Source organism: Parablautia muri (assembly GCF_009917485.1).
Classification (GTDB): Bacteria; Bacillota; Clostridia; order Lachnospirales; family Lachnospiraceae; genus Suilimivivens; species Suilimivivens muri.
This window is the reverse complement of record NZ_QZDT01000009.1, coordinates 36686-61847: the sequence shown is the minus strand read 5'-3', so window position 1 is coordinate 61847 and position 25162 is coordinate 36686. Positions and strand designations below refer to the sequence as shown.

23 protein-coding genes are annotated in these 25162 nt (G+C 35.6%); 1 reads left to right on the top strand and 22 read right to left on the bottom strand.

Annotated features, from left to right (window positions below):
• The first annotated feature begins 18 nt into the window (after positions 1 to 18).
• Positions 19 to 1083, top strand: coding sequence for a galactitol-1-phosphate 5-dehydrogenase (locus tag D5281_RS07970; RefSeq protein ID WP_160559639.1), 1065 nt, complete (start codon positions 19 to 21; stop codon positions 1081 to 1083).
• 15 nt (positions 1084 to 1098) lie between these two features.
• On the opposite strand, the gene D5281_RS07965 is transcribed toward D5281_RS07970, so the two are convergent.
• From D5281_RS07965 to neuB, 22 genes are all read right to left on the bottom strand, one after another.
• Positions 1099 to 2271 carry a CgeB family protein gene (locus D5281_RS07965; protein WP_160559638.1) on the bottom strand — a complete coding sequence of 391 codons (1173 nt, stop codon included), beginning with the start codon at positions 2269 to 2271 and terminating at the stop codon, positions 1099 to 1101.
• Positions 2272 to 2379: 108 nt separating this feature from the next.
• Positions 2380 to 2991: a recombinase family protein gene (locus D5281_RS07960; protein ID WP_160559637.1), complete on the bottom strand. Its 612-nt coding sequence runs from the start codon at positions 2989 to 2991 to the stop codon at positions 2380 to 2382.
• 379 nt (positions 2992 to 3370) lie between these two features.
• The gene (locus D5281_RS07955; RefSeq protein ID WP_160559636.1) at positions 3371 to 4480 is read right to left on the bottom strand and encodes a radical SAM protein; all 1110 of its coding nucleotides are present in this window, start codon (positions 4478 to 4480) and stop codon (positions 3371 to 3373) included.
• Between the two features lie 24 nt (positions 4481 to 4504).
• Positions 4505 to 5281, bottom strand: a complete 777-nt coding sequence (gene rfbF, locus D5281_RS07950) for a glucose-1-phosphate cytidylyltransferase (RefSeq protein ID WP_160559635.1) — start codon at positions 5279 to 5281, stop codon at positions 4505 to 4507.
• Between the two features lie 142 nt (positions 5282 to 5423).
• A complete protein-coding gene (locus D5281_RS07945; RefSeq protein ID WP_160559634.1) occupies positions 5424 to 7169 on the bottom strand; it encodes a thiamine pyrophosphate-binding protein in 1746 nt (581 codons plus the stop codon).
• Complete coding sequence (locus D5281_RS07940) at positions 7144 to 8181, bottom strand: NAD-dependent epimerase/dehydratase family protein (RefSeq protein ID WP_160559633.1); 1038 nt, start codon at positions 8179 to 8181, stop codon at positions 7144 to 7146. The genes D5281_RS07945 and D5281_RS07940 overlap by 26 nt, the downstream gene beginning before the upstream one ends.
• 14 nt (positions 8182 to 8195) lie before the next feature.
• Positions 8196 to 9389: an FkbM family methyltransferase gene (locus tag D5281_RS07935; RefSeq protein ID WP_160559632.1), complete on the bottom strand. Its 1194-nt coding sequence runs from the start codon at positions 9387 to 9389 to the stop codon at positions 8196 to 8198.
• Entirely contained in the window at positions 9382 to 10323 is a 942-nt protein-coding gene (locus D5281_RS07930) for an NAD-dependent epimerase/dehydratase family protein (RefSeq protein ID WP_160559631.1), read from the bottom strand. Before D5281_RS07930 ends, D5281_RS07935 begins: the two co-directional genes overlap by 8 nt.
• On the bottom strand, positions 10320 to 11372 hold the full coding sequence (locus tag D5281_RS07925; protein ID WP_160559630.1) for an alpha-ketoacid dehydrogenase subunit beta: 1053 nt from the start codon (positions 11370 to 11372) through the stop codon (positions 10320 to 10322). Before D5281_RS07925 ends, D5281_RS07930 begins: the two co-directional genes overlap by 4 nt.
• A 4-nt stretch (positions 11373 to 11376) precedes the next feature.
• A complete protein-coding gene (locus D5281_RS07920; RefSeq protein WP_160559629.1) occupies positions 11377 to 12333 on the bottom strand; it encodes a thiamine pyrophosphate-dependent dehydrogenase E1 component subunit alpha in 957 nt (318 codons plus the stop codon).
• Between the two features lie 59 nt (positions 12334 to 12392).
• Positions 12393 to 13475: a CDP-glucose 4,6-dehydratase gene (rfbG, locus tag D5281_RS07915; protein WP_160559628.1), complete on the bottom strand. Its 1083-nt coding sequence runs from the start codon at positions 13473 to 13475 to the stop codon at positions 12393 to 12395.
• Positions 13476 to 13479: 4 nt separating this feature from the next.
• On the bottom strand, positions 13480 to 14451 hold the full coding sequence (locus tag D5281_RS07910; protein ID WP_160559627.1) for a radical SAM/SPASM domain-containing protein: 972 nt from the start codon (positions 14449 to 14451) through the stop codon (positions 13480 to 13482).
• A gap of 2 nt (positions 14452 to 14453) precedes the next feature.
• Complete coding sequence (rfbH, locus tag D5281_RS07905) at positions 14454 to 15803, bottom strand: lipopolysaccharide biosynthesis protein RfbH (RefSeq protein ID WP_160559626.1); 1350 nt, start codon at positions 15801 to 15803, stop codon at positions 14454 to 14456.
• A gap of 67 nt (positions 15804 to 15870) precedes the next feature.
• On the bottom strand, positions 15871 to 16914 hold the full coding sequence (locus tag D5281_RS07900) for a hypothetical protein (protein WP_160559625.1): 1044 nt from the start codon (positions 16912 to 16914) through the stop codon (positions 15871 to 15873).
• A gap of 12 nt (positions 16915 to 16926) precedes the next feature.
• Complete coding sequence (locus D5281_RS07895) at positions 16927 to 18114, bottom strand: radical SAM protein (RefSeq protein WP_160559624.1); 1188 nt, start codon at positions 18112 to 18114, stop codon at positions 16927 to 16929.
• A gap of 34 nt (positions 18115 to 18148) precedes the next feature.
• Positions 18149 to 19525, bottom strand: coding sequence for a hypothetical protein (locus tag D5281_RS07890; protein WP_160559623.1), 1377 nt, complete (start codon positions 19523 to 19525; stop codon positions 18149 to 18151).
• A gap of 15 nt (positions 19526 to 19540) precedes the next feature.
• Entirely contained in the window at positions 19541 to 20305 is a 765-nt protein-coding gene (locus tag D5281_RS07885) for an acylneuraminate cytidylyltransferase family protein (RefSeq protein WP_160559622.1), read from the bottom strand.
• Positions 20302 to 21222, bottom strand: coding sequence for a Gfo/Idh/MocA family protein (locus D5281_RS07880; protein WP_160559621.1), 921 nt, complete (start codon positions 21220 to 21222; stop codon positions 20302 to 20304). Before D5281_RS07880 ends, D5281_RS07885 begins: the two co-directional genes overlap by 4 nt.
• Positions 21219 to 22199 carry a Gfo/Idh/MocA family protein gene (locus D5281_RS07875; RefSeq protein ID WP_160559620.1) on the bottom strand — a complete coding sequence of 327 codons (981 nt, stop codon included), beginning with the start codon at positions 22197 to 22199 and terminating at the stop codon, positions 21219 to 21221. The genes D5281_RS07880 and D5281_RS07875 overlap by 4 nt, the downstream gene beginning before the upstream one ends.
• Complete coding sequence (locus D5281_RS07870) at positions 22196 to 23011, bottom strand: class I SAM-dependent methyltransferase (RefSeq protein ID WP_160559619.1); 816 nt, start codon at positions 23009 to 23011, stop codon at positions 22196 to 22198. Before D5281_RS07870 ends, D5281_RS07875 begins: the two co-directional genes overlap by 4 nt.
• Positions 23011 to 24168 (bottom strand): UDP-N-acetylglucosamine 2-epimerase, encoded by a 1158-nt coding sequence (gene neuC, locus D5281_RS07865; protein ID WP_160559618.1) that lies wholly within the window; start codon positions 24166 to 24168, stop codon positions 23011 to 23013. Before neuC ends, D5281_RS07870 begins: the two co-directional genes overlap by 1 nt.
• The gene (neuB, locus tag D5281_RS07860; RefSeq protein ID WP_160559617.1) at positions 24165 to 25160 is read right to left on the bottom strand and encodes an N-acetylneuraminate synthase; all 996 of its coding nucleotides are present in this window, start codon (positions 25158 to 25160) and stop codon (positions 24165 to 24167) included. Before neuB ends, neuC begins: the two co-directional genes overlap by 4 nt.
• Positions 25161 to 25162: the final 2 nt, after the last annotated feature.

The following is a 25162-nucleotide window of genomic DNA, read 5'->3' as shown; positions in this document are numbered from 1 at the left end:
AAGGAAAGGGAAAAAAGGATGAAGGCATACGTATTACATGGAGTTGGAGATTTCCGATATGAGGAGGTGGAAAAGCCTGTGCCGGCTGCTGGCACTGCATTGGTGCATGTGCAGGCGGTGGGTATCTGCGGTTCTGATATTCCAAGAATTTACCGGACCGGCGCTTATTCACACCCATTGATACCTGGTCATGAGTTTGCAGGAGAAGTAGTAGAAGTGGGAGAGGGGATGAGCAGCAGCTGGAGTGGCAAACGAGTGGGCGTTTTTCCTTTGATTCCCTGTATGAATTGTCCCCAGTGCCAAAAGAAACAATATGAAATGTGCGGTAAATACAGTTATTTAGGCTCCAGGACAAATGGGGGATTTGCGGAATATGTGCAGGTGCCGGAATGGAATCTGATTGCATTGCCGGATGCAGTTACCATGGAGCAGGCGGCAATGTTAGAGCCAATGGCGGTGGCGGTACATGCCATACGTAGAATCAAGCCGTCTAAAGCCGACAAAATCGCGGTATGCGGGCTTGGAACGATTGGTTTTTGTGTGCTTATGTTCCTACAGGAGATGGGATGCCAGGATATATATGTGGCGGGAAATAAGGATTTCCAGATGGAGATGGCGGCCAGTATCGGTATGAAAGAAGAAAATTTCTGTGATGTAAGACAGGAAGACTTTACGGAATGGCTTATGGATAAAACCGGCGGTCTGGGCGTAAACATATTTTTTGACTGTGTGGGGAAAAATGATGTTTTGGAGCAGGGCATAAAAAGCCTGGCACCAGGAGGGAAAATGATGCTTGTGGGTAATCCGGCATCGGATATTGCCATGGAAAAAAGCCTGTATTGGAAAATCCTTCGCAGCCAGTTGCAATTGATAGGAACCTGGAACTCCTCTTTTACGCATGATGAGACGGATGATTGGAACTATGTTTTAAGGCGCCTGGAAAGCAAAAGCGTGAAACCGGAAAAAATCATCACACACCGGATGGCGCCAGAAGCGTTTATGAATGGATTTAAGGTTATGCGCGATAAGAGCGAGGATTATGTTAAAATTATGATGATAAACAGTGAACATCATATTCTATAAGAATTACCGCGGCGGTTAAACAATGGATGCAATCATTGCGCGGATGCGGTGCGGATAGGTATGCATGGAGCAGACTTTCTGATATCCATTTTGCGCAATCTGCGCCCGCTGCTGCTCGTGAGAGAGATAATATGCACATTTTTCTACTAATTCTTCCATAGAGGAGTAAGTCTCCAAATCCACGCCAATGTCAAAATAATCCTGCAGCTCGCTCTGATAGTTGGTCATAAGAAAACCACCGCATCCGAGAATGTCGAAAATGCGCAGAGGCAGACCGGTTTGGATAGGCTTGATGGTCATATTTAAATTGATTTTGCTTAGATGAAATATTTTAGGCATTTCGGTTAATGTATGGACACCCCCATGGCTCCGTACATTTTTTAATGGGGAGGTATCGCTTCGGGTAAAAAGGTCTACGGAAAAAAAGGAAGCTAATTGATTTAAAGTGCGGACACGCTCTGTCTGAGCAATTTCCATGCCAATGTAACTGTGGGCAGCCACATAACGGTCAAAATTGGCTACGGACTTCTTGAGAGAAAAAAATCCGGAATCGTTTTTTTTAATATCGGCTATTACTTCGTCAGTTAAAGCATCCTCCACAGGATTGTAGCCGTAAATTTTTAAAGATGCCTCCACAAGCGCCTGTATATATCCTTGCGAATATTCAGATAATCCTGAAAGCGTGCGGAGCGGGTTTTTTTCATGATAGAGAGAACCGACAAAGGAAATATCACAGCGAAAAGAAGCGCGGTCCGCATCAGAAATAGAACTGGTGACACGGTCGAAGCGTTCTGTGCAGGATGCCAGGGGAAGGTGATAAATATGATCCGGATTATAGGGGGAAAAGGTTTGATACTGTGCCTGGTCAAATAAAAATATCCGGTTTGTATCATGGCGGATTGAGGCCGAGAACAGTTCGGGAACAGGACAGTCAACCGTCCAACACAAATAAGGTGTTTGATATATATGGCAAATATCGGAGATAATAGGGTAAAAATTGATACTGAATACAAAGAGGGGATGTTTCTCATTGATTATTTGCTCTACAGACAGGAGACGGTCTGCGTCTGAAATGGATTTTTTGGTTATTTCAGTGGTATCCTCTAAAACCGTCAGACCTGTCTGACGAAAGGCATGAATGATATCTGGTTCACATACACTTCCATAGCGGTAAAATAATATTTCCATAATAACTCCTTAGCTTGTTAGATATATTATATTTTACCAAAACAGTAGCGTAAAAGCCAGATTAAAATTGCAGGTTATTTGCTTATGGGCAGTTAACGATATAAGAAATTATGGTTGGATTAGACTATCCGGCACAGCTTTTACCTTCCGGTAAAAAGTGGTTCTTGAGAAATCACAAAGCTTTGCGGCTTCCTGCGCATTTATTTCTTTTTCGAGCCATTGGTTATAAATTTGTATGAAATTATCAGGAAAAGCTTTTGGAGGCCTGCCAAATTTTATCCCTTTTAATTTAGCGGCCTCAATCCCTTCCTTTTGGCGCTGCCTGATTGTACATCGTTCATTTTCGCTTACATAGCTGAGAAGACTTAAAACAAGGTCTGCAATGAGCGTTCCAAGTAAATCTTTTCCCTTTCGGGTATCTAATAGGGGCATATCTAAAACAACAATATCTACACCTTTTTGTTTCGTTAATATCTGCCACTGGGCTAATATTTCTTCATAATTTCTGCCAAGCCGGTCGATACTTTTGATGTAAAGGACATCGTTTGGTTTTAATTTTTTCAGGAGCTTTTGGTAGATCGGACGGTTGAAATCTTTGCCTGACTGCTTTTCCACATAGATGTTTTTGTCCGGTATCTGTACCTGATTCATGGCGATCATCTGCCGGTCTTCATTTTGTTGTAGTGTGCTGACACGCACGTACGCATACACATTGCTCATACTTTTTCCTCTCACCTTTCATAGTTTAGTTATCCATATTCGGTAGTTTGATTATACTATAGGCGAATGGGAAATTCCTGTTATAATGAACAATAGGTATAGAATGGTACACTGTTGGGAAAACATCTGGATTTCACATGAAAAATACTATAAAGCGCCACCTTGGCTGCAACATCTGGCATTCTGCCAAGTCAGGTTTAATAACTTCCCGCCGACCAGGCGTTCCGGAAACTTTACTTGCCGAATACCGAAACCGTATAATCTCCTTTTTTCGGTTTAATGATCTAGTAGTAAAAGTAGAGGAGTTAATATCCTGCTTCGGGCCCCACTGATAATCGTAAAGCCCGCTTTGGGACATTTAATAATCAGCTTGACCTATTTAGGTTTCCTTATTCCACTCCGGTGAAAAATTTTCGCCCACTTGAATAAAAGATTCTTTTCTATTCCAGTTGCAATGTGAGGATTGATAGCAACGCTTACAAGGAATATCCATTTGAGATTGATCATTAACGGTTTCTCTGTATTTCTGATATTCTGGTGCATTCCACATTTCCATAAAATTCTTATTCATTTCATATTGGAAGAACTTTACGGGAGTAGACATACATGGACGTACATTTCCATCTGAACCCAAGAAAAAATCTCTCCATGTTACAAAGCAGTCCTTATGAAATTTATTTCCCGCTTCATCCTCTCCTATATAATGTGGCAATTTTAATAAAATCCCTAATTCATTCCCAACTTTAATTGCTTCCTCAAAAACCTCTTTTACCAGAGTTCCACATTCCCACAATGATTCATTCATCAAATCATCGCCAAAAACTGTAAGGTAGACAACTTTTACTTCTTCAATTCCTATTTCAGCAGCAAGCCTTACTAATTCCGGTAGCTCTCTTATGTTAGATTTCATTGCACAAAATACAAAATTTATCCATGGATATTTTAAATTTCTTTCCTTCTTGATGCGGACTATTTCTTTTAAATCTTCAACTATCTGATTGATTTTAGAGCCTCGGCGAATACGGCTGTTTGTCTCGTCTGTTGCCCCATCCAGGCTGACTCCAAAAACATCCACATTATAATCAAAAATTGCATTTTGAATTTTTTTCAGATTCATTCCATTGGTACAGAAATATTTTCTAGCACTGTGATTATTAATGATTTCCAGCATTTCAATAAAGTTTGGATGAATTGTCGGTTCCCCCCATCCCATAAGAGTAACTTCTTCCACATCATCCATTATGGGCTCAAAACTGCGAAAAATATCCATATTAAATATGGTTGGTTTAAAGTCTGCCGCATTTCTACCACACATAACACAATTTAAATTACAGGCATTTGTGAGCTCAAAAACTAATCTTCTGGGGTAGGACTTTAAAATTGTGGAACCTGATTCTATTTCTAAAAGATTTTTTTGGCTGTTTTCTTTTTGTCTTTCAGTTAAATTTCGGCCTTCAAATAAAAGTTTTGTTTTTGCTCTTAATATCATAATCTTTATCTCCTTTACGTCTTATTACTGCCAAAGTTTCCATGGGGCGCTGCCTTTATTCCAATATTCTTCTAATATAGCCCTATCATTTACAGTATCCATGGCATGCCAAAACCCAGCGTGCTTATAGGCATCTATTTGTCTGGCGGCCACTAGTCTATCATATGGTTCCCGTTCAAGCTGTTCGTCCTCATTTATTAAATAATCAAATATAGCCTGTTCAAAAACAGCAAATCCAGAATTTACCCATGCTTCGTCAGTTTTATTCTTTTCTTGAAACGTTTCGACAATACCGTTACTGTTTGAAATCTGGATTGTTCCCCATCTCCCTGCTGGTTTGGCCGCTGTAATGGTTGCGATTCTATTATGTTTTTTATGGAATTTAAGTACTTCTCCAATATTTACATTTGAAACACCATCTCCATAAGTAAGCATAAAGGGCTCGTCCTCAAGATATTTCCTTACCTTCATAATTCTGCCTGCAGTATTGGTGTTAAGTCCGGTATCAACAAGAGTAACCTTCCATGGCTCAGATACATTTTCGTGTATTTTTACAGAATTATTACTAAGATTAATTGTTATATCCGAAGCCCGCATATAATAATCTGTAAAATATTCTTTTATCATATCCCCTTTATAACCGCAACATATGACAAAATCATTAAATCCATAGTATGAATACATCTTCATAATATGCCAAAGAATTGGTTCTGTGCCAATCTCTACCATTGGCTTAGGTTTTAAATGTGTCTCCTCACTTAGCCGTGAACCTCTTCCCCCGGCCAGTATTACTACTTTCATATTTATACCTCCTGCATATCGCAAGCTTTGCTTGCGATACTGCCACCAATCAAGAGTTTGGAAGTTTACTTCCAAACTTGTTCCTATTTGTGTGCTTTCACACGTATATGAACTCAAAGGAATAAAAATATTTTTATCCTAATTACTCTTGTTGTTCTAAAAATGGATACAGATCTTCAAATTCAGCTGCTTTTAGAGAACCATCTGGCATCACTCTTGATGCAATCCTTGGTACAATCGGTGCGAATTCTTGACAGATTATTTCGCATACTACAGTTTCCTGCAAATCCAGTACATATTTAATTTTTTCTTCCAATTCATCAACAGTACTTATCCGTACGGCTTTAATTCCGTATGCCTCTGCTACCTTACAAAAGTCGGGTGTCTGAATTCCACTTTCAGGGTTAACGCCTAAAAATCTGTCGTTCATGTAATTATGTTGATTATGGCGAATCAGCATATATCCATTATTGTTATACACAAACAATTTTAGTGGAATACAGTTATACTTTATAGTTGCGAATTCTTGTATATTCATTTGTGTGCTTCCATCACCAGCTATTGCAATCAGAGCCCTGTTTTCCTGATAGGCGCCTATTGCGGTTGCCCAAAAGCCCATACATGAAAGTCCACCGGATATTAAGTATCTCTGTCCCTTTTTCATTATCCAACTCTGTGAGACTATATTACAAACACTGCCTGTGTCGACAATAATGTTAGCATTTCCGTCTGTCAATTTTGACAGACAGCCTGTAACATAATATTCATTTAATGGCATTTCTTTGCTGTATTCTTTCTGTATAGTAGGATACTTTTCTCTGTTTTTGAGACAATGCTCTATCCATTCTTTATGTAGTAATCTGGAAGTGCCTATTTTATTTACTAAAATTTTTAAAAAATCCAGTACGTTTGCCAAAATCCTATGATCAATTGGAACATCATTTTTGGCCAGTTCTTTTTCATCAATATCAACCATAATTTTTACAGCATTTTTCCCGAAGCGTTCCGGATAATACCCAATAGTAGATATTGACAGTCTGCAGCCTAAAATAAGAAGTAGATCAGCCTCTTGAATAGCAAAATGCGATGCCCTGTCTCCATAACTTCCAGGCCTTCCTACATAATAGAAAGACTCTGATTCTATAATATCAAGACCGCCTCTTGAGGTTACTACAGGTATGCTTAGCATTTCACATATTCGCTTTAATTCTTCAACTGCACCAGCATTGCGAATGCCATTTCCGGCTAATATTAATGGCCTTTCAGATTTTCTTAGTAGCGATAATACTTTTTCAATATCTTCTTGTTTTATCACAGGACACCTAAATATTTGTTTTTGTGCTCTCGAAATACATTTTTCTGATACTTGTCTATTTTGGATATCTACTGGTACATCTATCCATACTGGACCTCTCCGACCTTCCATAGCAGCATAGTATGCGTCCTCCATAATCTGAGGGATATCATCAGGGTCCATAACCTCTGCAAAATACTTTGTAATTGGTTTTACCATAGGGCCTAAATTAATACTCTGACAGCCCTGCTGCCTGATACCTGTTTCCTTCGCATACTTTAGCAGCCTTGAGTTCGCTTGTCCTGACAAAATAAAAAGAGGTGATGAGTCCACATATGCCTGAGCTATACCAGTTATTGCATTTGTTGCACCTGGGCCTATCGTAACTAAGCAAGTACCAGGTATCTCATTTATTCTTCCATATCCATCCGCTGACATAGCTGCCGCTTGCTCATGGTGACAACAAATTGCTGTCAAGTTCTTATTTCGGTAAAGGGCATCTGTAAGCCACATGGCAGAACTTCCCGAAACCATATAGACTGTTTTACAGCCATAACCTGCAATATATTCAAAAATATATTCTGATACTGTCATCTTGTTTTCCTCTCTTAAAATTAATCATTTCTTTAAAGTTTAACAAAGCATCTACATGCTGTTCTTTCCATCCTAGCTGCTTTAATTTCTCTAGATATGGAATCTGTTTATCTAATATTTTTCCATTACTATAACCTTGATTTTTGATTATTATATTCACATTATGATTAGTTTCAGCTGCCGCTTTTTGCAGTAAATATGCCCAGTCTTTTATAGAATAGTTATTAAACTCCGACCCTACATTATAGGCTTCTCCGCAATTTCCTTTATGTAAAATAAACAATAGTGCTCTAACAACATCTGAGATATAACATAGATTTCTTATTTCATTTCCATCTCCATTAATTACAATATCTCTGTCAGAAATTATATCATTGAAAAAATCGCTTAAAAACGTACCATTATTATATTCTTCCCCACGACCATATACATGAAATAATCGTGCGCATTTCGTTGGAATCCCAAACTGCCTGTAATATGCAAAGGACAGCATTTCCCCTATTCGCTTGCTTTCCGGATATACTGTTTCCTCTTTCATACAGTCTAATGGTCCAAAATTGTCTTCCGAAATCATATTAGCCTGAAGCTTTCCATATGTTTGTACGCTGCTTATAAATAAAATTCCTTTAACGTTTTTTTCTTTTGCTAACTCCAAACAGTTATAAATACCAAATATATTGTCATTTAATGTATCCGCTGGATAGTTACGAAAAATTTCTTTTTTTGTGACCGCTGCAGTTGAAATTATATAATCAATTTTTCCAGGTACAATTATCTTCTCTTTATTGTCATTTACTACTAACTGCACATTTTTACTTTTTAACACTTGACCATATTTTTTAACAGCCTTTTCTTGATTCCTTACAGTAAGTATAATCTTGCAGGGAACATCCATATTTTGGTTATATTCAAATAATGCCAATGCAATAGAACTTCCTATAAATCCATTTGCACCTGTAATTAAATATGTCTCTCCCTCTTTAATGAGAGTTTCCATGCCTTCCAATGTCATTTATTCTCCACTCCTCAAAAAGCATAATAAGTAAATGCCACATTCCGCATATAGGATCTTAATCTTAGATGATAATCACTAAAATATTCTTTTATCAACAGAGGAACTTCCCAAAAATCACTGGTTTTATGATACCCCATAATTGCCAGTCTGGGATGATAACTACTGATTGTATGCTTTGCGCCTTTAAGTGCTGACATCTCAGAACCTTCAATATTCATTTTAATATAAGTTGCATTTCTACCATGTAATATATCATCTATTTTTAACGTCTTAATTTGCTCAGGTCCATTATCCGCCTGAAAAGAACCAGGTCCATTCAAAATGAAAAAGTTAGTTCCTTTGTCATCATCAAATGCTGCTGCGTTATAAAGCATCATTTTGTTCTGCTCATCTATTGATAGTTCGGAAACATAATTTTGTAATTTCGCAAAATTGGTTTTATCAGGTTCAATTCCATAGTATGATTCAAAAAAATGATGATTAACTTCTAAAAACTCTACAAGACTACTTCCTCCGCAGGCCCCGCAGTCAATAAAAGCTTCATTTGTAATTTTGGGAAATAAATCATATTCAAAATACATGCCCCTTTCAGGATAAGTAGGAATATCTACCTGATCAGTTAGAAGTCTAAATTCCAGCAGTTTTAAAAATACACTTTTGGTTAAATCATCTTCTAATAAATTAAAAACTCTTTCTATCTTCTCCTGATTTTCCAACATTAAATAGACATCCGAACATGCTGGTAAATTATATTTTTCACCACGAAACAACTGATAACATCTTCTAAAATATGTATAATCAATCACATTTAGACATCCGCATTCCCTCAGATGTTTATAAACTCCCTGATGTCCACCGGCAAGTAATTCCTTTTTAAAATCTTTACAATAATTTTTCCCGTCCGTATTAATAGTGACAATTATCAGTGCATCTTTTCCTATCCGCTCAACAATTGTTTCTGGTGAAATAATTTCGAGACCTTCACATATATGCCCATGTTTTTCCCTATCACCGTCCGAAAAGTAACATGGAAATATTTCTGCGTCAATTAAATAATGTAAAAATGCTATGCCTGCGCTTCCTGCGCCATATAATACTATCTTATTTTTATATGGATATAATTCTTTTTTAATCTGCTCTAAAGGAATTTCTATTTTTTCTTGATGTAATCTGTACTCATTAAAAATTTCGCTAACTCTATTCATCTAAAATTCTATTATCCTCTTTTTTAATCCATTCAAATGTTCTTTTAATCCCTGCTTCAAAAGTAACTGCTGGTGTAAAACCGGTATCATTAACTAGTGAACTTATATCAAGCATTTCCCTTGTCATTTCCAAACCATGAAATTCTAATTCTCCTAGCCCAAGCTGCATTTCAGGCGCCACTATATTTCTGATAATTTCAAGATAATCTTTTAAAGGCTTTGCCTTTCCGCTTCCAATAATATATTGTGATTTTTCTATACCCTTTTCGCCAATTAGACAAAAGGCCTTAGCCGCATCCTTTATATGTAAAAAATCATACATCTGGTTCCCATGACTAAATGCCTGATGTCTTCTTTCAAGTAAATTTTTTATCATATTGTTCACTAGCCTCGGTGCAATTTCACCTTCTCCGTAAACATTGATAATGATTGGCCATAAAAATTGTATTCCCAACTCCTTTGCAACTGCTCGTCCCATGGTTTCACTTGCCAGCTGTGCTACCCGATAATATTTATGCCTATCTTCTGTAAAAAAACGTCCTTTTTGATATAATAGTTCCATTTGAGTATAACTTCCGGCCCCGATGTACTTTTTGCAATTTAGAGCTGCTGCTGCTTCAATGGATTTCATTGTCCATGTGATATTATCTATCTGGGTTTTATAATTCAATAAAGCTTCTTTACTTAAGCCATCCCATGCAAATTGATAAAATACATCGTAATTCCGACCATCAATTAACCTAGGAAGTTTTTCCATTTCTTTTAAATCGCACTCTATCACAGGAATATTTAATCCATTTAATCGAAATGCATCTTCACTCATTGTAGTTTCCGGTTTAACTACTGCTACAACAGAAACCCCTTGCGATATCAATTGCCGAACAACTGCATTTCCAATAAATCCTGCCGCGCCACTGATAATTACATTTCTCATATTTTGTTTTTCTCCAATAATCTATTTGCTGCCTCTACAATATCCTTCCTTGTTTTATAATATGCATTTTCTAATGTATATGCTGCCGGTGTTGGTAAATCTGGTAAAGCTATTCTTTCAATTGGAGCTTTTAAATCCTTAAAAGCTTTTTCATAAACAACAGTCGCTATTTCTGCTGCTACTCCCCCCGTTTTCCATCCGGTATCCGCTATTATCAAATGCCTGGTCTTTTTAACTGAATCCAAAATAATATCTATGTCATACGGCTTAATTGTCCTTAAATCTATGATTTCTGCTGAAATATTTGTTTTTTCTAATTCCTCTGCAGCTTTTAATGTCTCTATCAGCATTGCCGAAATTCCTAAAATTGTAATATCCTTACCGGCTCTCCTGATTATTCCTTTCCCAAACGGAATTTTATACATCTTTTCGGGTACATTTCCACGTTGATTATAAACGTTTCTGTGATCTAAAAATAAAATGGGATTATTATCCGCTATTGCTTGCAGCATAAGACCTTTAGCATCGTAAGGTGTTGTAGGCATAACTATCTTTAGCCCTGGAATATGCATGAATAAACCATGCAGTGCCTGGGAATGCTGCGCAGCTGAGCCCCATCCTTGCCCAGTTACTGCCCAGATGACAAGGGGGACCGGACACTCGCCGCCAGACATATAATTATACTTAGTGGCATGATTAACGATTTGATCCATAGACAACATAAGGAAATCCGGCCTATTATGACAATATACTGGTCTCATTCCACTTATAGCAGCCCCCACAGCCACGCCTGTCAACCCTGTTTCTGCCAAAGGGGTGTCAAAAACTCTCTTCTCACCAAATTTCTTATATAAATCGGTAGTCGCACCAAACATACCTACTTTATCATTAATTCCTTGTCCCATTAAAAAAACATGATGATCTAATGCCATTGCCTGCGACAGGGCTTCCCTTATAGCTTCAGCATATGATAACTTTCTTATATGTTCATCACTGTGTCCATAGTCGCAATTTATTTCATCTTCTTTATTTATCACCGTCCAAGGCATTTATCTATCCCCACAATCCGTTAAATAATTCATCTGCATCTGGACAGGCGCTTTCTCGCGCATATACAAATGCCGCTTCTATTTCTTGTGCTATTTTCTTATCTTCTTCTTCTAATTGCTTTTCATCTACTAGATCTTCCAATATCAGTTTCCTTTTTAGCTTCTTAATCGGACAATTATTTTCCCAATTTTTAAGCTCTTGCTCCGTTCTAAATCGTCCATCTATACCATTTCCAATATTATGGTGATCTCGCAAACGATAAGTCATGCATTCCAGTAGCCTTGGGCCTTCCCCTTTTCTTGCAGCATTCACAGCAGTCTGCGAAGCCTCATATACATCTATTACATCATTGCCGTTTACCTTTTGAATTGGAAGAACCGTCTGAAACTTAGAAGAAATATCCTCATTCGGCTCTCTTCGATCCATTGGTGTTGCTATAGAGTATAAATTATTTTCACATACAAAGACTATCGGTAGTTTCTTTAGTTGAGCAAAACAAATACTTTCATAAACTGAGCCTTCTTCTGAAGCACCATCCCCAAAGAACACAACAACTACGGTATTTCTATTTTTCATTTGTTCAGCCAGTGCATATCCAGTTCCAATAGAAACATTGCCTGCTACGATCGATGAAGTCAGGGCAACTCCACAGTTCTTATCCATTAAGTGCATGGAAGCTCCACGGCCCTTACAACATCCCGTTTTCTTATTGTGCAGTTCTGCCATCATTTTATTTAGGTTTCCTCCCTTAGCCAAATAATGGCCATGACTTCTATGGTTGCTAAAAACAAAGTCCTCTTTAATAAGGTTTGAACATACACCTACTGCTACAGCTTCCTGGCCATCATACAAGTGAATAGGAGTATGCATTTCTCTGATCTCATTATTATAATTATCAGCAATTGCAGCCTCAACCATCCTTATACGTTTCATTGCTGTGTATAAACTTAAAATATCCATCTTATACTATCTCCTAAATATCGTAAGTTCTTATTTGAACACATTACCATTTTACGCATCTATAATATTTCTAAATATTGCCTAATACTATCTCTACATAACTCAGCTGTATTTTCACCCCTTTTTTCTTTTATTACAAAATTGCATGTAAACTCTATCGTTTCTTCCAAAGTCCGCTTTGGTTTCCATCCCAACATATCTTTCGCTTTTGTACTATCTAATTTAAGCACCTTGGCTTCATTTCGAATATGATCTTTACCTTTTATTACGCTATATGATGCATTCTCAAAATACCTTGCTGCCATTGCTGCTATGTGCCCAACTTGAACAAATCCATCTTTATTTGGTCCAAAATTATAGGCACCGTTATATTTCATTGTTACTCCGGCAGACTCATATAAATTTTTGGCCAAAAGTAAATATCCATATAAGACATCAAGTACATGCTGCCATGGTCTCACGGCATAGGGATTTCTTATCTTTGCTATTCTTTCATTCGCAAAACTATCTAACAAATATGGCATTAACCTTGATATGTTATTATCTCCAGGTCCAATTACATTACTTGCACGTGCAGTAGCAATACCTATCAGGCGTCCTTCTTCTCTGAAGAAAGTATCCATATAGCAACTTGTTAGTAATTCCTGACACACTTTACTTGTAGAATAGGGATCCTTTGCACCAAGTATGGAATCCTCTTTATAAAGTTCATCAGTCTCTAGATTCTGATAACATTTATCACTGGTTACTACCACTACTGATTTAATACTTTCTATTTGCCGTACAGTTTCCAATATATTTACCGTTCCCATGAGATTTGTACGCAATATAAAATCTGGTATTTTCATGCTGCCATCTAATGACGAATGTGATGCAAAATGAAATATAATTTCTGGTTGAAATGAACCTGCTATAAATGAAACTTTATCTTCATCTGCAATATCACCTTCTACGTGATATTGCAGATGAGGAGAAACCTTATGGTAAAAAGAATATGTATTAAGCGGTAATGAATAACCACATACCTTTGCACCAAGGAGTTCAAGTATTACACTCATCCACGTGCCTTTAAAACCTGTATGACCGGTCAGTAGGACCTTTTTCCCTTTGTAAAATTCCATTACATGATCTATATTATTCATTTATTCAATTTTCACCATATGTCCATCCATAAATGTCATAGCAATCTTTACATAACTCTAACTTTTCATATTCACATCTTGCCAATATCTCCCTATATCTATTTTCTATTGGCGAATTCCAGCAATCTAAAATACTATTTTCTAAAATATTTCCTAATGTCATTACACCATCCAAATCAGCGCAACAAGCCGTGATATCTCCATTCCATCTTACGGCTATCGTGTCAAAAATCTGTGGACAACATGTATATCTTTTCTTTATATTGTTTTGTTTTTCCTGAATACATTTAAAAGCATTTCTTGTATTTTCATTTTTTATTTTTTCTAATTCAATAAATTCTAAAGTAGTGATTCCAATTTCAACCTTGTCACAAATTTTGCTGCACAAATGACGAAAATTTTTTATGTCTTCTTCTTTTTCATTGGTAACAGATGTTCCAATCGTTATATATGGGAACTCATTATCTCCCCTAAGCCTGAAAAGCATTTTAATTCTATCCAAAAGATCCTCAAAAGCATCTTTTTGCCTTAATGTTTTATAGCCTTCTGCATCTATTCCCTGAAAAGAAAACTTAAGAGAATCTAACTTGACCTCAATTAACTCTTTTATCATATTTTCTTCTAGCAAACTACCGTTCGTAGTTAAATGAACTATAATTCCGTTTTCTTTTGATTTTTTAATAAAATCAATGCATTTAGGGTGCAACAATGGTTCACCTTGTCCGACAAATTTCAGAGCAATTGGATAGTGGTTAATTTCGTCAATCACCTTTTCAAATATTTCATCTGACATGTATCCCCGTTCTCTAGTACTTGTACCAACACCTGTTTTACACATAAGGCATTGGAAATTACAGTGATTGGTTAATTCGAACTCAATAATTTTGGGAAATTTAGGAAGATTTTGTATCTTATGCTCTGCTGTCCCATTATCTATTGTCTGGTATATTTGTTTTAATCTGTTAACCCTTTGCATTTTTATGCCTCCTGATATTTATATGTATTAACATATTCCTTTATTGTTTTGACCATATACTCCAGTTTTTTTTGATTCATTCCAGGATAAACTCCAATCCATAAAGACTGATTCATAATAATATCTGTATTACTTAAATCCCCTACTACTCTATAGCCTATCCTTGTTTTCCTCATTTCATCAAAGCATGGATGTTTTATGAAATTGCCTGAAAAAAGATTTCTTGTCTGAATATTTTTTCCTTCCAAATATTGGGCTAATTGACTACGTGTAAAACCAGCGTTTTTCTTTACTGTCATTAAAAACCCAAACCAGCTTGGAGCTGAATTGGGAGTGGGTTCCGGAAGAATAAGAAAATCTTCAACACATTTCAAATTTTCTTTTAAATATTTCCAGTTTCGTTTCCTAGCCGCAACAAATTTAGGAAGTTTTTTAAGCTGTGCACAGCCCACTGCCGCCTGTAGATCCATTGGTTTCAAATTATATCCAAAGTGAGAATAAACATATTTATGGTCATATCCTAACGGCAATTCACCGAATTGCTGTGTATACCTATGTTTACAAGTATCATCTACACCTGAAGCACACCAGCAGTCACGTCCCCAATCCCTAAAGGAATTTACAAGGCGAAATAACTGTGTGTTATTTGTACACACCGCCCCTCCTTCACCCAAAGTAATATGATGAGGCGGATAAAAACTATAAGTAGATAAGTCTCCTATTGTCCCTGTTTTTCGCCATTCACCGTTATAAAAATACTCTGTTCCTAATGCATCACAATTGTCTTCTATCAGCCATAAATTATACTTATCGCAAAAATCTTTGATATATTGAAGGTTAAATGGATTACCGAGTGTATGTGCAATAAATACGGCCTTTGTTTTTTTACTTCTTGCTTCTTCTAACCTATTAATATCTATGTTATAGTCAGGGATTGTAACATCAAGGAATACAGGTATAGCTCCATACTGAATAATTGGGGTAACTGTAGTTGGAAATGCTGCTGCCACGGTAATCACTTCATCTCCCTTATTAATTCTTCTGTCTCCCAATTTAGATGATGTCAATGCCATAAATGCACATAAGTTAGCAGATGAACCAGAATTTACTAAAGTGCAATGCTTAATATTTAAAAACTCTGCAAGTCCCATTTCAAACTCTTCCACATAGTGTCCAGCGGTAAGCCAAAATTCCAAAGCGGCATCTACTAAATTTACCATTTCATCAGAATCATAAATACGTCCCGAATATTGTATTCTGTCACCTTCCATATATTCTTTTTTATCTACATGATATTCTTCATAGTATTTAATGACTAATTCCCTAATATTGTCTCTTATTTCATTTTTCATTACTTATCCCCCATTGGAATTTAATAACCTTATATGCAGTGTCTTGATATACTAAAGCATAAAACAATTATTTTCTTATGATATATTGGTCTTTAAATCCAGAACTCATAATATAAGCCGCTTCCACTCCACAATTGATAGCACTAATTAGATAGTCACTTTTAGATAAAATATACATTTCTTTAATATAATCAAGTTCGTAATTATCTATGTTACTTGTAGAATTGTAAAACTTATCACCACTTTTAAAAGACTTTATTTTCTTTAGTTCTTTCATCGAAAACCTGTACCTATCTAAAAACAGAACATTTTCTTTTGAAAATATTTCTTGAAATTTGCTTATTGTTTCTGGTGCTTCGCAACTTAAATAAATATAACTACAATTCCATTTTTTGAAACATCTTTTACATATTCTTATTATCTCATTTAAACTAGGCTGACGCTGTTCTCCGGCCCTTTTTCTTGTCTTTTCATCTAATGACATTTTGCCTTCTCGGACGGCAACTGCCAAGATATCTTTTTTCCCCTGTATTACTGTCCCATATGCATTATCTAGTTCCTCTTGTATATCTTTTTTAAATCGTAGATTATTATGGGCAAATTCTCTCCAATATGCTAATTCCTTTTCATCAACATCAAAAAAATTCTTAAGCCGGATTTTATATGATTCATCCATTTTATTTGTGACTCTCATCATATTAATTCTTCTAGCAGTATTGCAAAACATAACATTCTGAGATTTTAAAACTTCAGAAACTGGTATATCATTTTGAATGTCAAATATATCATTAATAAAATTTCCACCCTTTTTACCCTTTATAGCTAATCTACGTAAAAGTCCTGGAGTATCATCTATTATAGGGATCCAATTCATTGCTTTTGCATATGATAAATCATTTAAAATAACTAAATATATTGCAAAGGTTCCGGCTCTCTTTGAAGTCACATCCGTAATAAAATAAATTATCTTATCTTGATTTAATGTTCCAAAACGCCATAGCTTTAGCGGGTAAACAAATCCTTCCACTTTCAGCATATAGGGATTGGTCCAATTTTTACGCTCTACATGCAAATTATCAATAATGGCTTTGCACACTTTTTTTACTTTCATCAAACACATCTCCTATTGTTTTCTAAACTGTTCTGCCGCCGGAATTGGATAGTTTACCGCATCTCCACCATTGCAATGATTACACATATCCAAATATCCTTTGTCAGAATATCCTACTTGAAATTCCAATATTATCTTTTTATCACGCTCATCTATATCGTTTAAATCTAAATAATCATCTTTTCCTACACCAAATTTTAAATTTGTCGAGATGCTTCGTGCCATAACACAATAGTAATATTTGTTTCCTCGTATTTCTCTGCAAAGAGTTCTACAATTATCAAATACCTGTATCAGTTCATCGCTGTTCCATTTTCTATCAACTGTCCTAAATCCGTAGTCTACCCATTTCCATTCTTTATCTCCAAGAATATAGGAAACGTACGCCTTCTCAAGTTGGTTTATCAACTGTTGATATTTCATTTCTAAACTCTTTATTGCTTGAGAGTAATTAGAAATACGTATCAAGATTTCATATTTACTGCACAATTTAAGAATATTTGTTTTTGGTATGATCGTCCCATTCGTTGTAATGGAAAAAATATTTATTCTGTCACGATACTTTTTGCCTATATATTCAATTATTTTCGAAAGATTAGCATATAGAAATGGCTCTCCTCCAATTAACACAAATTCCCTTACATAATCGACCTTAGAGAAAAAAACATCTGCACTTTCTTTTGCCATCTCAATACTCATATCTTGGCTATGAGTATCTACCGCAAAACATCCGTGTGCACAATCTTTACATTTAAGACTACATCTCTCTGTGACGCAGATTTGTGCTGTATCCACATATAAAAGATCAAATTCATAGAGAGATAAGATAGGAAAAATATATCCTATAAATTCTGTATATCTCCAATAATCTTCGCCCCTTATAAGTCCTTTACTGCCTAGCTGTCCTTCTATTGCAGGAATGTTTTTTTCGTTTGCGGCTATTACAATAAAGCCATTCCCACCATTATCTATATATTGTTCAAGTGAAATAACAGTTCTACCATCTATTCCTAAAACCTGTTTACTCAAATCGTTATCAATATAACCAGCAAAACATTTATATTTTTCCAAAGTTTTGACTAATTCTCCCCCTAATAACCCTGCTCCGAAAATATATATTTTTTTCTGTTTTTTTTGGAACATCTGAACCAGCTTTTCACCAAAACCATCTAATTCATGTCCTTTATTCATCCATTTCATCTTTTTACTCCTGTTCCATTAGACTTTTTATCATTTAATGTAGAATTCCATACCTATAAAGAATATCCTTATGTACATCAACATTAAAATCATTGGCAAAGACATGCATACATGTCGTTCCCCAAAGTAAAATAATTTTTTTAAACTCTATACCTGTCCATTTAAGCATCTGCATTGGAAACTGTTTCGAAATAACCTTATACTCCGGCATCAGCGTTGCATAATCTGCATTATCTGATGGATGCGGCTTAATGAATATCCTATCCGAATCATAATTTGACAAAATTTCTTTATATAGCTCTATCTGCTTTTCTACAGAAATTACATTATCTCCATTTACATAAGCATAAGCTTCTGTTAGAAAAATAATATTTTTGCCATTTTGAACTAAATTTAATATTTCACAATATGGAAATGAAAATATATTTGAGATCATTCTTTTTTCTGCTTCACTTTTTAGTTTCCATAATGCTGACGGCACAATACGCTCTGCCTTTGTCTCTAATTCCTTCGGAACATCCATGAGACCTGTGAGGAATACCTTACTCACATTCTTATCGAAACCAAACGGATAATATGTATTTCCATTATCCAAAATATTATGATAGGTCACGGCATGTTTAAAATCATAATTTGCATCGCCATCTTCTATAACGGTAATTGTATTTTCAAAAAAACTCCTTGAAAGGAGCATGTGATCATGGCCATAAATAGGAATATCCTTTTGTCGAGCGTATGCGGCAATCATATAACAAATATCATAAAATTCTCCGGCTTCTTCCTCATAGAGACATAAAATATTATTTGCAGTCATTTGCTCTACAACCTTTGACGGAAAAAATCTCTCAGCCAAAAATAAAGAGTTTTTCCAGTCCGGAAGCACTAAAGTACTTAAAAGCGCTGTATAAGAAGTGCCGACCAAAACAATATTACTTATATTTACTACCTCATTGTTTACCATCTTTTTAACAATTTCTATGGTAGACTGCTGCTTATGTGCAAAATAATCCGTTTTTACTACTTTTAATGAGGCTGTTATTAAATAAGGAGATATTGGCACTGCATTTTCAAATCTTTTAAGAATTCCACTGGAAATATTAGGCCAGTCAGACAATACCATTACCAGTACATTAACTTCTTCATATTTCATAAAAAATGTTTTCAATGCCGTATTATCTATCGAAAAAATTGGAATACCGTCAAAAAATTCCATATCATGTGATCTATCGATAAAGCAAATTATATTGACCCATTCTTTTAGTTCAAAATACATTTCCTTACCAAGGAAATCTAAACCGTAAATAACAACAGGTTCCCCTTTTTGAAAATATTTTGTTATAGAAATCCCTTTTCTTTTTAATCGAAGTAGGTCAAAGGCAATATTTCTTTGATGCTCTGTACTAAATCTCATCGTGAAAGTCTCCTTTTACTTTTCCATTGCGATATCGTAAATCAACTTAAGTCCCTCATCATGCTGACAGTAATATTGATGCAGATATTCCATCATTTTAAAATCGTCTGCCGAATCAATATCTAATACCAAAAAATCCGGCATTATAGCAATTCCGCATCTGTATTCCAAAATTGTTTTTTTTATTTCTGATTCCAAAAATCCTGGTCTGTATGCATATATGCTGGCATTTAATTCATATGTTGCTGATACCTGTTGCCTAGCAATAAAATCGGATTGACATATTTTACCGAAATAATTATTTTTCTTTTTTTCCACCATATTAAAATACGGACTGCGTCTGGATTTAACAACACTGTATACTAAATCGTAATTTTCATTAGCGCTGTAGTTAGCCAATACATTTTCAATATCGCAAATCCGTCTCAGAGGTGAAGTTATATCAAGATCGATTACAACATCAATAACCCTATCTTTTTTCATGGTCAGATATGTATCTTTAATAACATCAATTTTGGCTACCGTATCCCCCGCCAAATTTTCCTTTCGATTCACCAAACTGACAAACGGGAAAATAGTTTGTTTACTTACAATATCCATCAATTCTTTACTGTCAGTATTTAATGCTGCAAAAATACGATCTTCAGGATGAGCGTCCTGATATAAACGGATAGCCGCTAATGTGTAAAAAATCAATGGAACATTATTCATCATTTTCAAATTCTTATTTTTAAATCCTTTTGAACCAGCTCGCCCACATATTGTATATAAAATATTCATATAATTCCTCTTGCAATACGGAGAACTTCACATGCATTTTCCAGATCATTATCGCAGATACATTGGCCCCCCATAATATTGAAAAAATGTTTTAGTTCACGCTTCTGAAATTCGTTACGTTCCTCTTGCAATTCAATCCTTTTTCCCTGTTTAAGCCATTCGATTTGTTGTTTTATAAGATCCACGATTATGGTATCTTCATTAGCAAACAGTTCTATTTTGCGAATGGTTTCTTTGCCAAAATAATCAAGATGTAATTCCACGATTTTATCTTCATATTCAGCAATATAAACAGCAATATCATCTGAATCTATCTCCAGATCGGATTTTCGGCGTATAAAGCATTTCATATCTCTGGGCTTCCCAACTAAATAGTGTAGATAATCCCATTCGTGGATCAAATCAATAGAAACGCCTCCGCCCAGCCTTTTATGTGCACTGTAGGTATCTCTGTAATCAATTCCCGGGCGCCAATCAGGAAGATAACTAGAAGATATGCATCTGATAGAATAAATACTGGAAAAATCAATATTTTTTTTTACATACTGAATTACATTGGTATATCTTAGTGGGCAGGCAACATAATATGTTTTCTCTGATTCTAAAAAGCGCCTAATGTCTTCGGTGCCTGTTTGGAATACAGGCTTTTCGATAAAAAAATGATCGCTTTTGTCTTGGTACCTGCATAACGAATCATAATGCATACTAGTCGGATTCGTAATAAATACAGCATCATACCACGGCTCCAATTCATATATATTATATACAGTTCTATCTATTATCTCGCCCAGTTCTCTAGTCAGTCTTTTTCCTTTACCACTGCGAAATACTGTGATGCAGCCATTAGGACACAATTCTTTTAGATTATTTATATGCTGCCTGGCAATAGAGCCTAGGCCTATGAATAAAAACTTCATTCTATGCGCCCTTCTATTTTATCGATTATCTTTAAAGTATATTTATCATCCTCAAGTGAATACCGTGGCTTAGTATGTTTATATACCATACTTAAAAAATCTCGAATTTCTTCTTCATATCGATTTTCAATAATATTATCTGAGTATCCTTCTTCATGGATAATTGAGTCATATGTTTCTATAGGTTTCATTTTTTTTGTGTCTGACTCATATATAAACAAATCGTCATTATGGCCACCCCAAAAAAGATGAATATCTTCTCCGATAATTTCCAAATGAGTAGTTGCTTTTCTTGAAACGATGTCTACGGCAAATACACCAATATTTCCATTATCATGTTTAAAACTAGCTATAATACTGTCACTAAAATCAATGTCCAAGTCTGTACATTTTTGTGAGATCGAAGATATTGCATTTATTTTTCCAAAAGTATCAATAAGCCATGGCATTTGTATTGCATAAATTTCCCTTACACCGTTTGTTTCTTTTTTTCCAATAAAAAAATCTTTATAGCTTTCCCACGGATGCCAGTCAGGCAGATATTGCCCTACATGATAAATATATGTAACCGGTTTCTTATGCTTTTTTACAATTTTGTCAATAGCCATTATCCTTTTGTCATATAGCATAGTGCTAGACATAAATATAGTTGTTTTATTTTCTTCGGCTTTTGCCATAATAGAATCATAATCTTTATCAACCAGGTTCAACTCCGTAAATACATTTATTCTGGCGTTTACCAATTGCAGTATAATTTCCGCATGATGTCCTGGCGAGGTACATACAAATGCCAAATCCGGCAGATGATCTATAGCCTGCCCTAAATTTTCATGCCCTTGATGACCGGCTTTTCTAGCCTGCTCAAGACGTCTGGGATCTCTATCTACACAAACAAAATGCACATCCCCGATCAATCTCTGCAAAAGGCGTATCCTCCGTTTCCCCATAGAGCCATATCCCACAACTAAGACTTTCACTTTGTGTCTTCTCCATCTATAATTCTATTTTGTACTTTAATTATTTTTTTCTTCCATGTATTTGAATAAGCATCTGAAAATTTTTCAAAATGAATATCCAGATGATTTTTCTTCTCAATCACCAATGCCCATTCATAGAACTTATCAGGCATTAAATCAGTATATTTTGCATTTGCAAAATCACCCCTATAAGTAAAATACCGTTCCTGTTTCAAGTAAGCATATTGTCCAAGTTGAGATACCAAACTTTTTACATTCGTAAAATAATTTGGATGTCCTTTTTTTCTAGCAGCTTCTTCTGCAATGAGTGCCTGTTCATCGTCATCATAATATTCAGTATTTTTACCGGTGACCAAAATACTTCCCCCAACTTTGCTAACCCGGAGCATCTCACTAATCGCATTCTCCTGATAGCAGGCATCAAATACGCCATAACAAATTATTTTATTAAAATAGTTATCCTCAAATGGAAGTCTTTCTCCTTCGGCCACAATAAATTTTTCAGCATCTTCAGGATACCTGCTGATACATTCATCAATCATAGCCTGGGAGATATCTATCCCATAATAATCAGTTATTCTATTAAAGAAAGGATAAAACCTTCCAAAACCACATCCATAATCCAGTAATTTATCTGTTTTTTCGTAGTGTAAACTTTCAAAAAATTCTATTATTATTTTCTCACCAGGAGTTTTATAATCACCTGATGTTGTTTTCTTAATTCTGCTTATAGCTCCTTCACTATTTGCTTCTTCTGTCATCGCTTTCCAGTATGTTGTGTATTCCTTATTCCAATATTCTTTTCTATTCATTACACTATCACTCCACAATCATAAAAATTCTTTTTAAGAGATATTTCTTTTTCAAACAAATATCTCTTGATTATCTCCACTATTTTTTGGGAAGTCTTACCATCGCCATATATGTACATTGGTTTATGCTTCCTTGCTCTAGCTGCATTTATGGCATACACAATGCTTTCATGTGTAGGTTCACAGGTTATCACCGTTTCAGCCATAAATCGCCCTTTTTGTCTGTCACCAATGTTCACTGTCGGGGTTCCAAGCACCGGAGCTTCTATGATTCCGCTGGATGAATTGCCAAGCATAAATGAGGCATACTTAACGGCACTCAAATATTTTTTCATCCCTAAATTAGAAACTAACTTTGTATTTTTTATATGTTTTTTGGCATATTCACTTAGTATCCGGTTTACATCATCACCACCTGAATCAGCATTTGCCATTGTGATCAAATAGAATAATTCATGTTCCTGATGCATTGCCATGCAAAGCTCTTTTGTTTGTTTTTCTGCCATAAAAGTTTCCAATGTTACCGGGTGATATGTCACCACGGCATAGTTCATACTAGCAGGAATTTCCAATATATTTTTGATCTCGCTTTCTGCCATCAAGCTTTCATGTAATATGTTCTCAGCTCCAAGAGCGCCAACATTAAAGACCCTGCTTGGGCTCTCTCCTAACTGGATGACTCTTTTTCTATAAATTTCCGTTGATGTGAAATGTAGAAAACTCATCTTTGTAAGAGAATGTCTGATACAGTCATCAACAGCGCCTTGCGTTACTTCCCCTCCATGGATATGGGCAATTGGGATATGTTCATTCATTGCGGCGGCTGCAACACTTAACATCTCTGTCCTGTCTCCCAGTATCACCAGCATATCTGGTGGATCATTAACAAAACAATGTGCAAAACCTTTCAATGCATTTGCCATTGTTTCTGAAATATCACAGGGTAGATTTCCCTCAGTCATAATAGGAATTTTGTGAGAGATAGGAAATCCATCTTCTTCTATGAAAGAAACAGTATAACCATATTTTTTTGACAGATGTGTTCCTGTCACTATCAATTCAAGTTCTATATCCGAATCTTTTTCAATTGCTCGGATAAGCGGTGTCAATATGCCATATTCAGCTCTTGTAGAAGTTACGACTGCTACCTTTTTCATAATTCAATCAATTCATCTTCTTCGAAGCAGCGTGCTGCTTTCTTTCCCAAAATTTCATTCCACTTCATAGGAGAAATACCAGTCCCAGGTCTTTTTGTTGTAAGGTTTTCTTCTGTAAAAGGCTCTCCATATTTGATAGTTTTTGCAGCGACAATACTCTTTCGGGCAATGTTTTTATTTTTTAATTCTGAGACTGTAGGTTTCTTAATATTTGTACCACGTGCGAGCTCTATATTCCTTATACATTTAATCATGTCCTTTAATTCATCAGGCTCAAGACTTGCCTTATGATCTGGCCCTGGAAGATTTTTATCCAAAGTAAAATGTTTTTCAATGATCTCTGCACCCATAGCAACTGCGGCCAACGCAATTTCTATTCCCTGAGTATGATCCGAATATCCAATTGAACATCCAAACTCTTGTTTCAATGTTTCCATTACATTAAGATTGACTTCTTCTATTGGGGCTGGGTATTCTGTAGTACAATGTAAAAGGGTTATATCTTTTGTTCCATTATTTTTTAGTGTGTTTACCGCATCATAAATTTCACTAAGTTCACTCATACCAGTTGACAATATTACCTTCTTTTTTGTACGGCCTATCTCTACAAGATATGGATAATTAGTAATTTCTCCGGATGGAATTTTCCAGATGTTCTGAAATTTATTTAAAAAATGTACGCTTTCAATATCAAATGGCGTAGAAAGGAACTGTATTCCGGTTTTTATACAGCAGTTAGCTAATTCGTTAAAATCCTCAAATTTAAGAAGAATATTTCTAAGCATTTCTTTCTGTGATTTCTTTTGCCCTGTATTCTTTTGCTGATATTCTGCCATTTGAGCAGATTTCGAAACCAGAGAATCAATGTTTGCAGTTTGAAATTTTACTATATCCGCGCCACAATCTTTTGCTGTCCAAACCAACTCTTTTGCCATAGAAAGGTCGCCGTTATGATTAACCCCCGCTTCTGCAATAATTAATGTCCTACCCATAT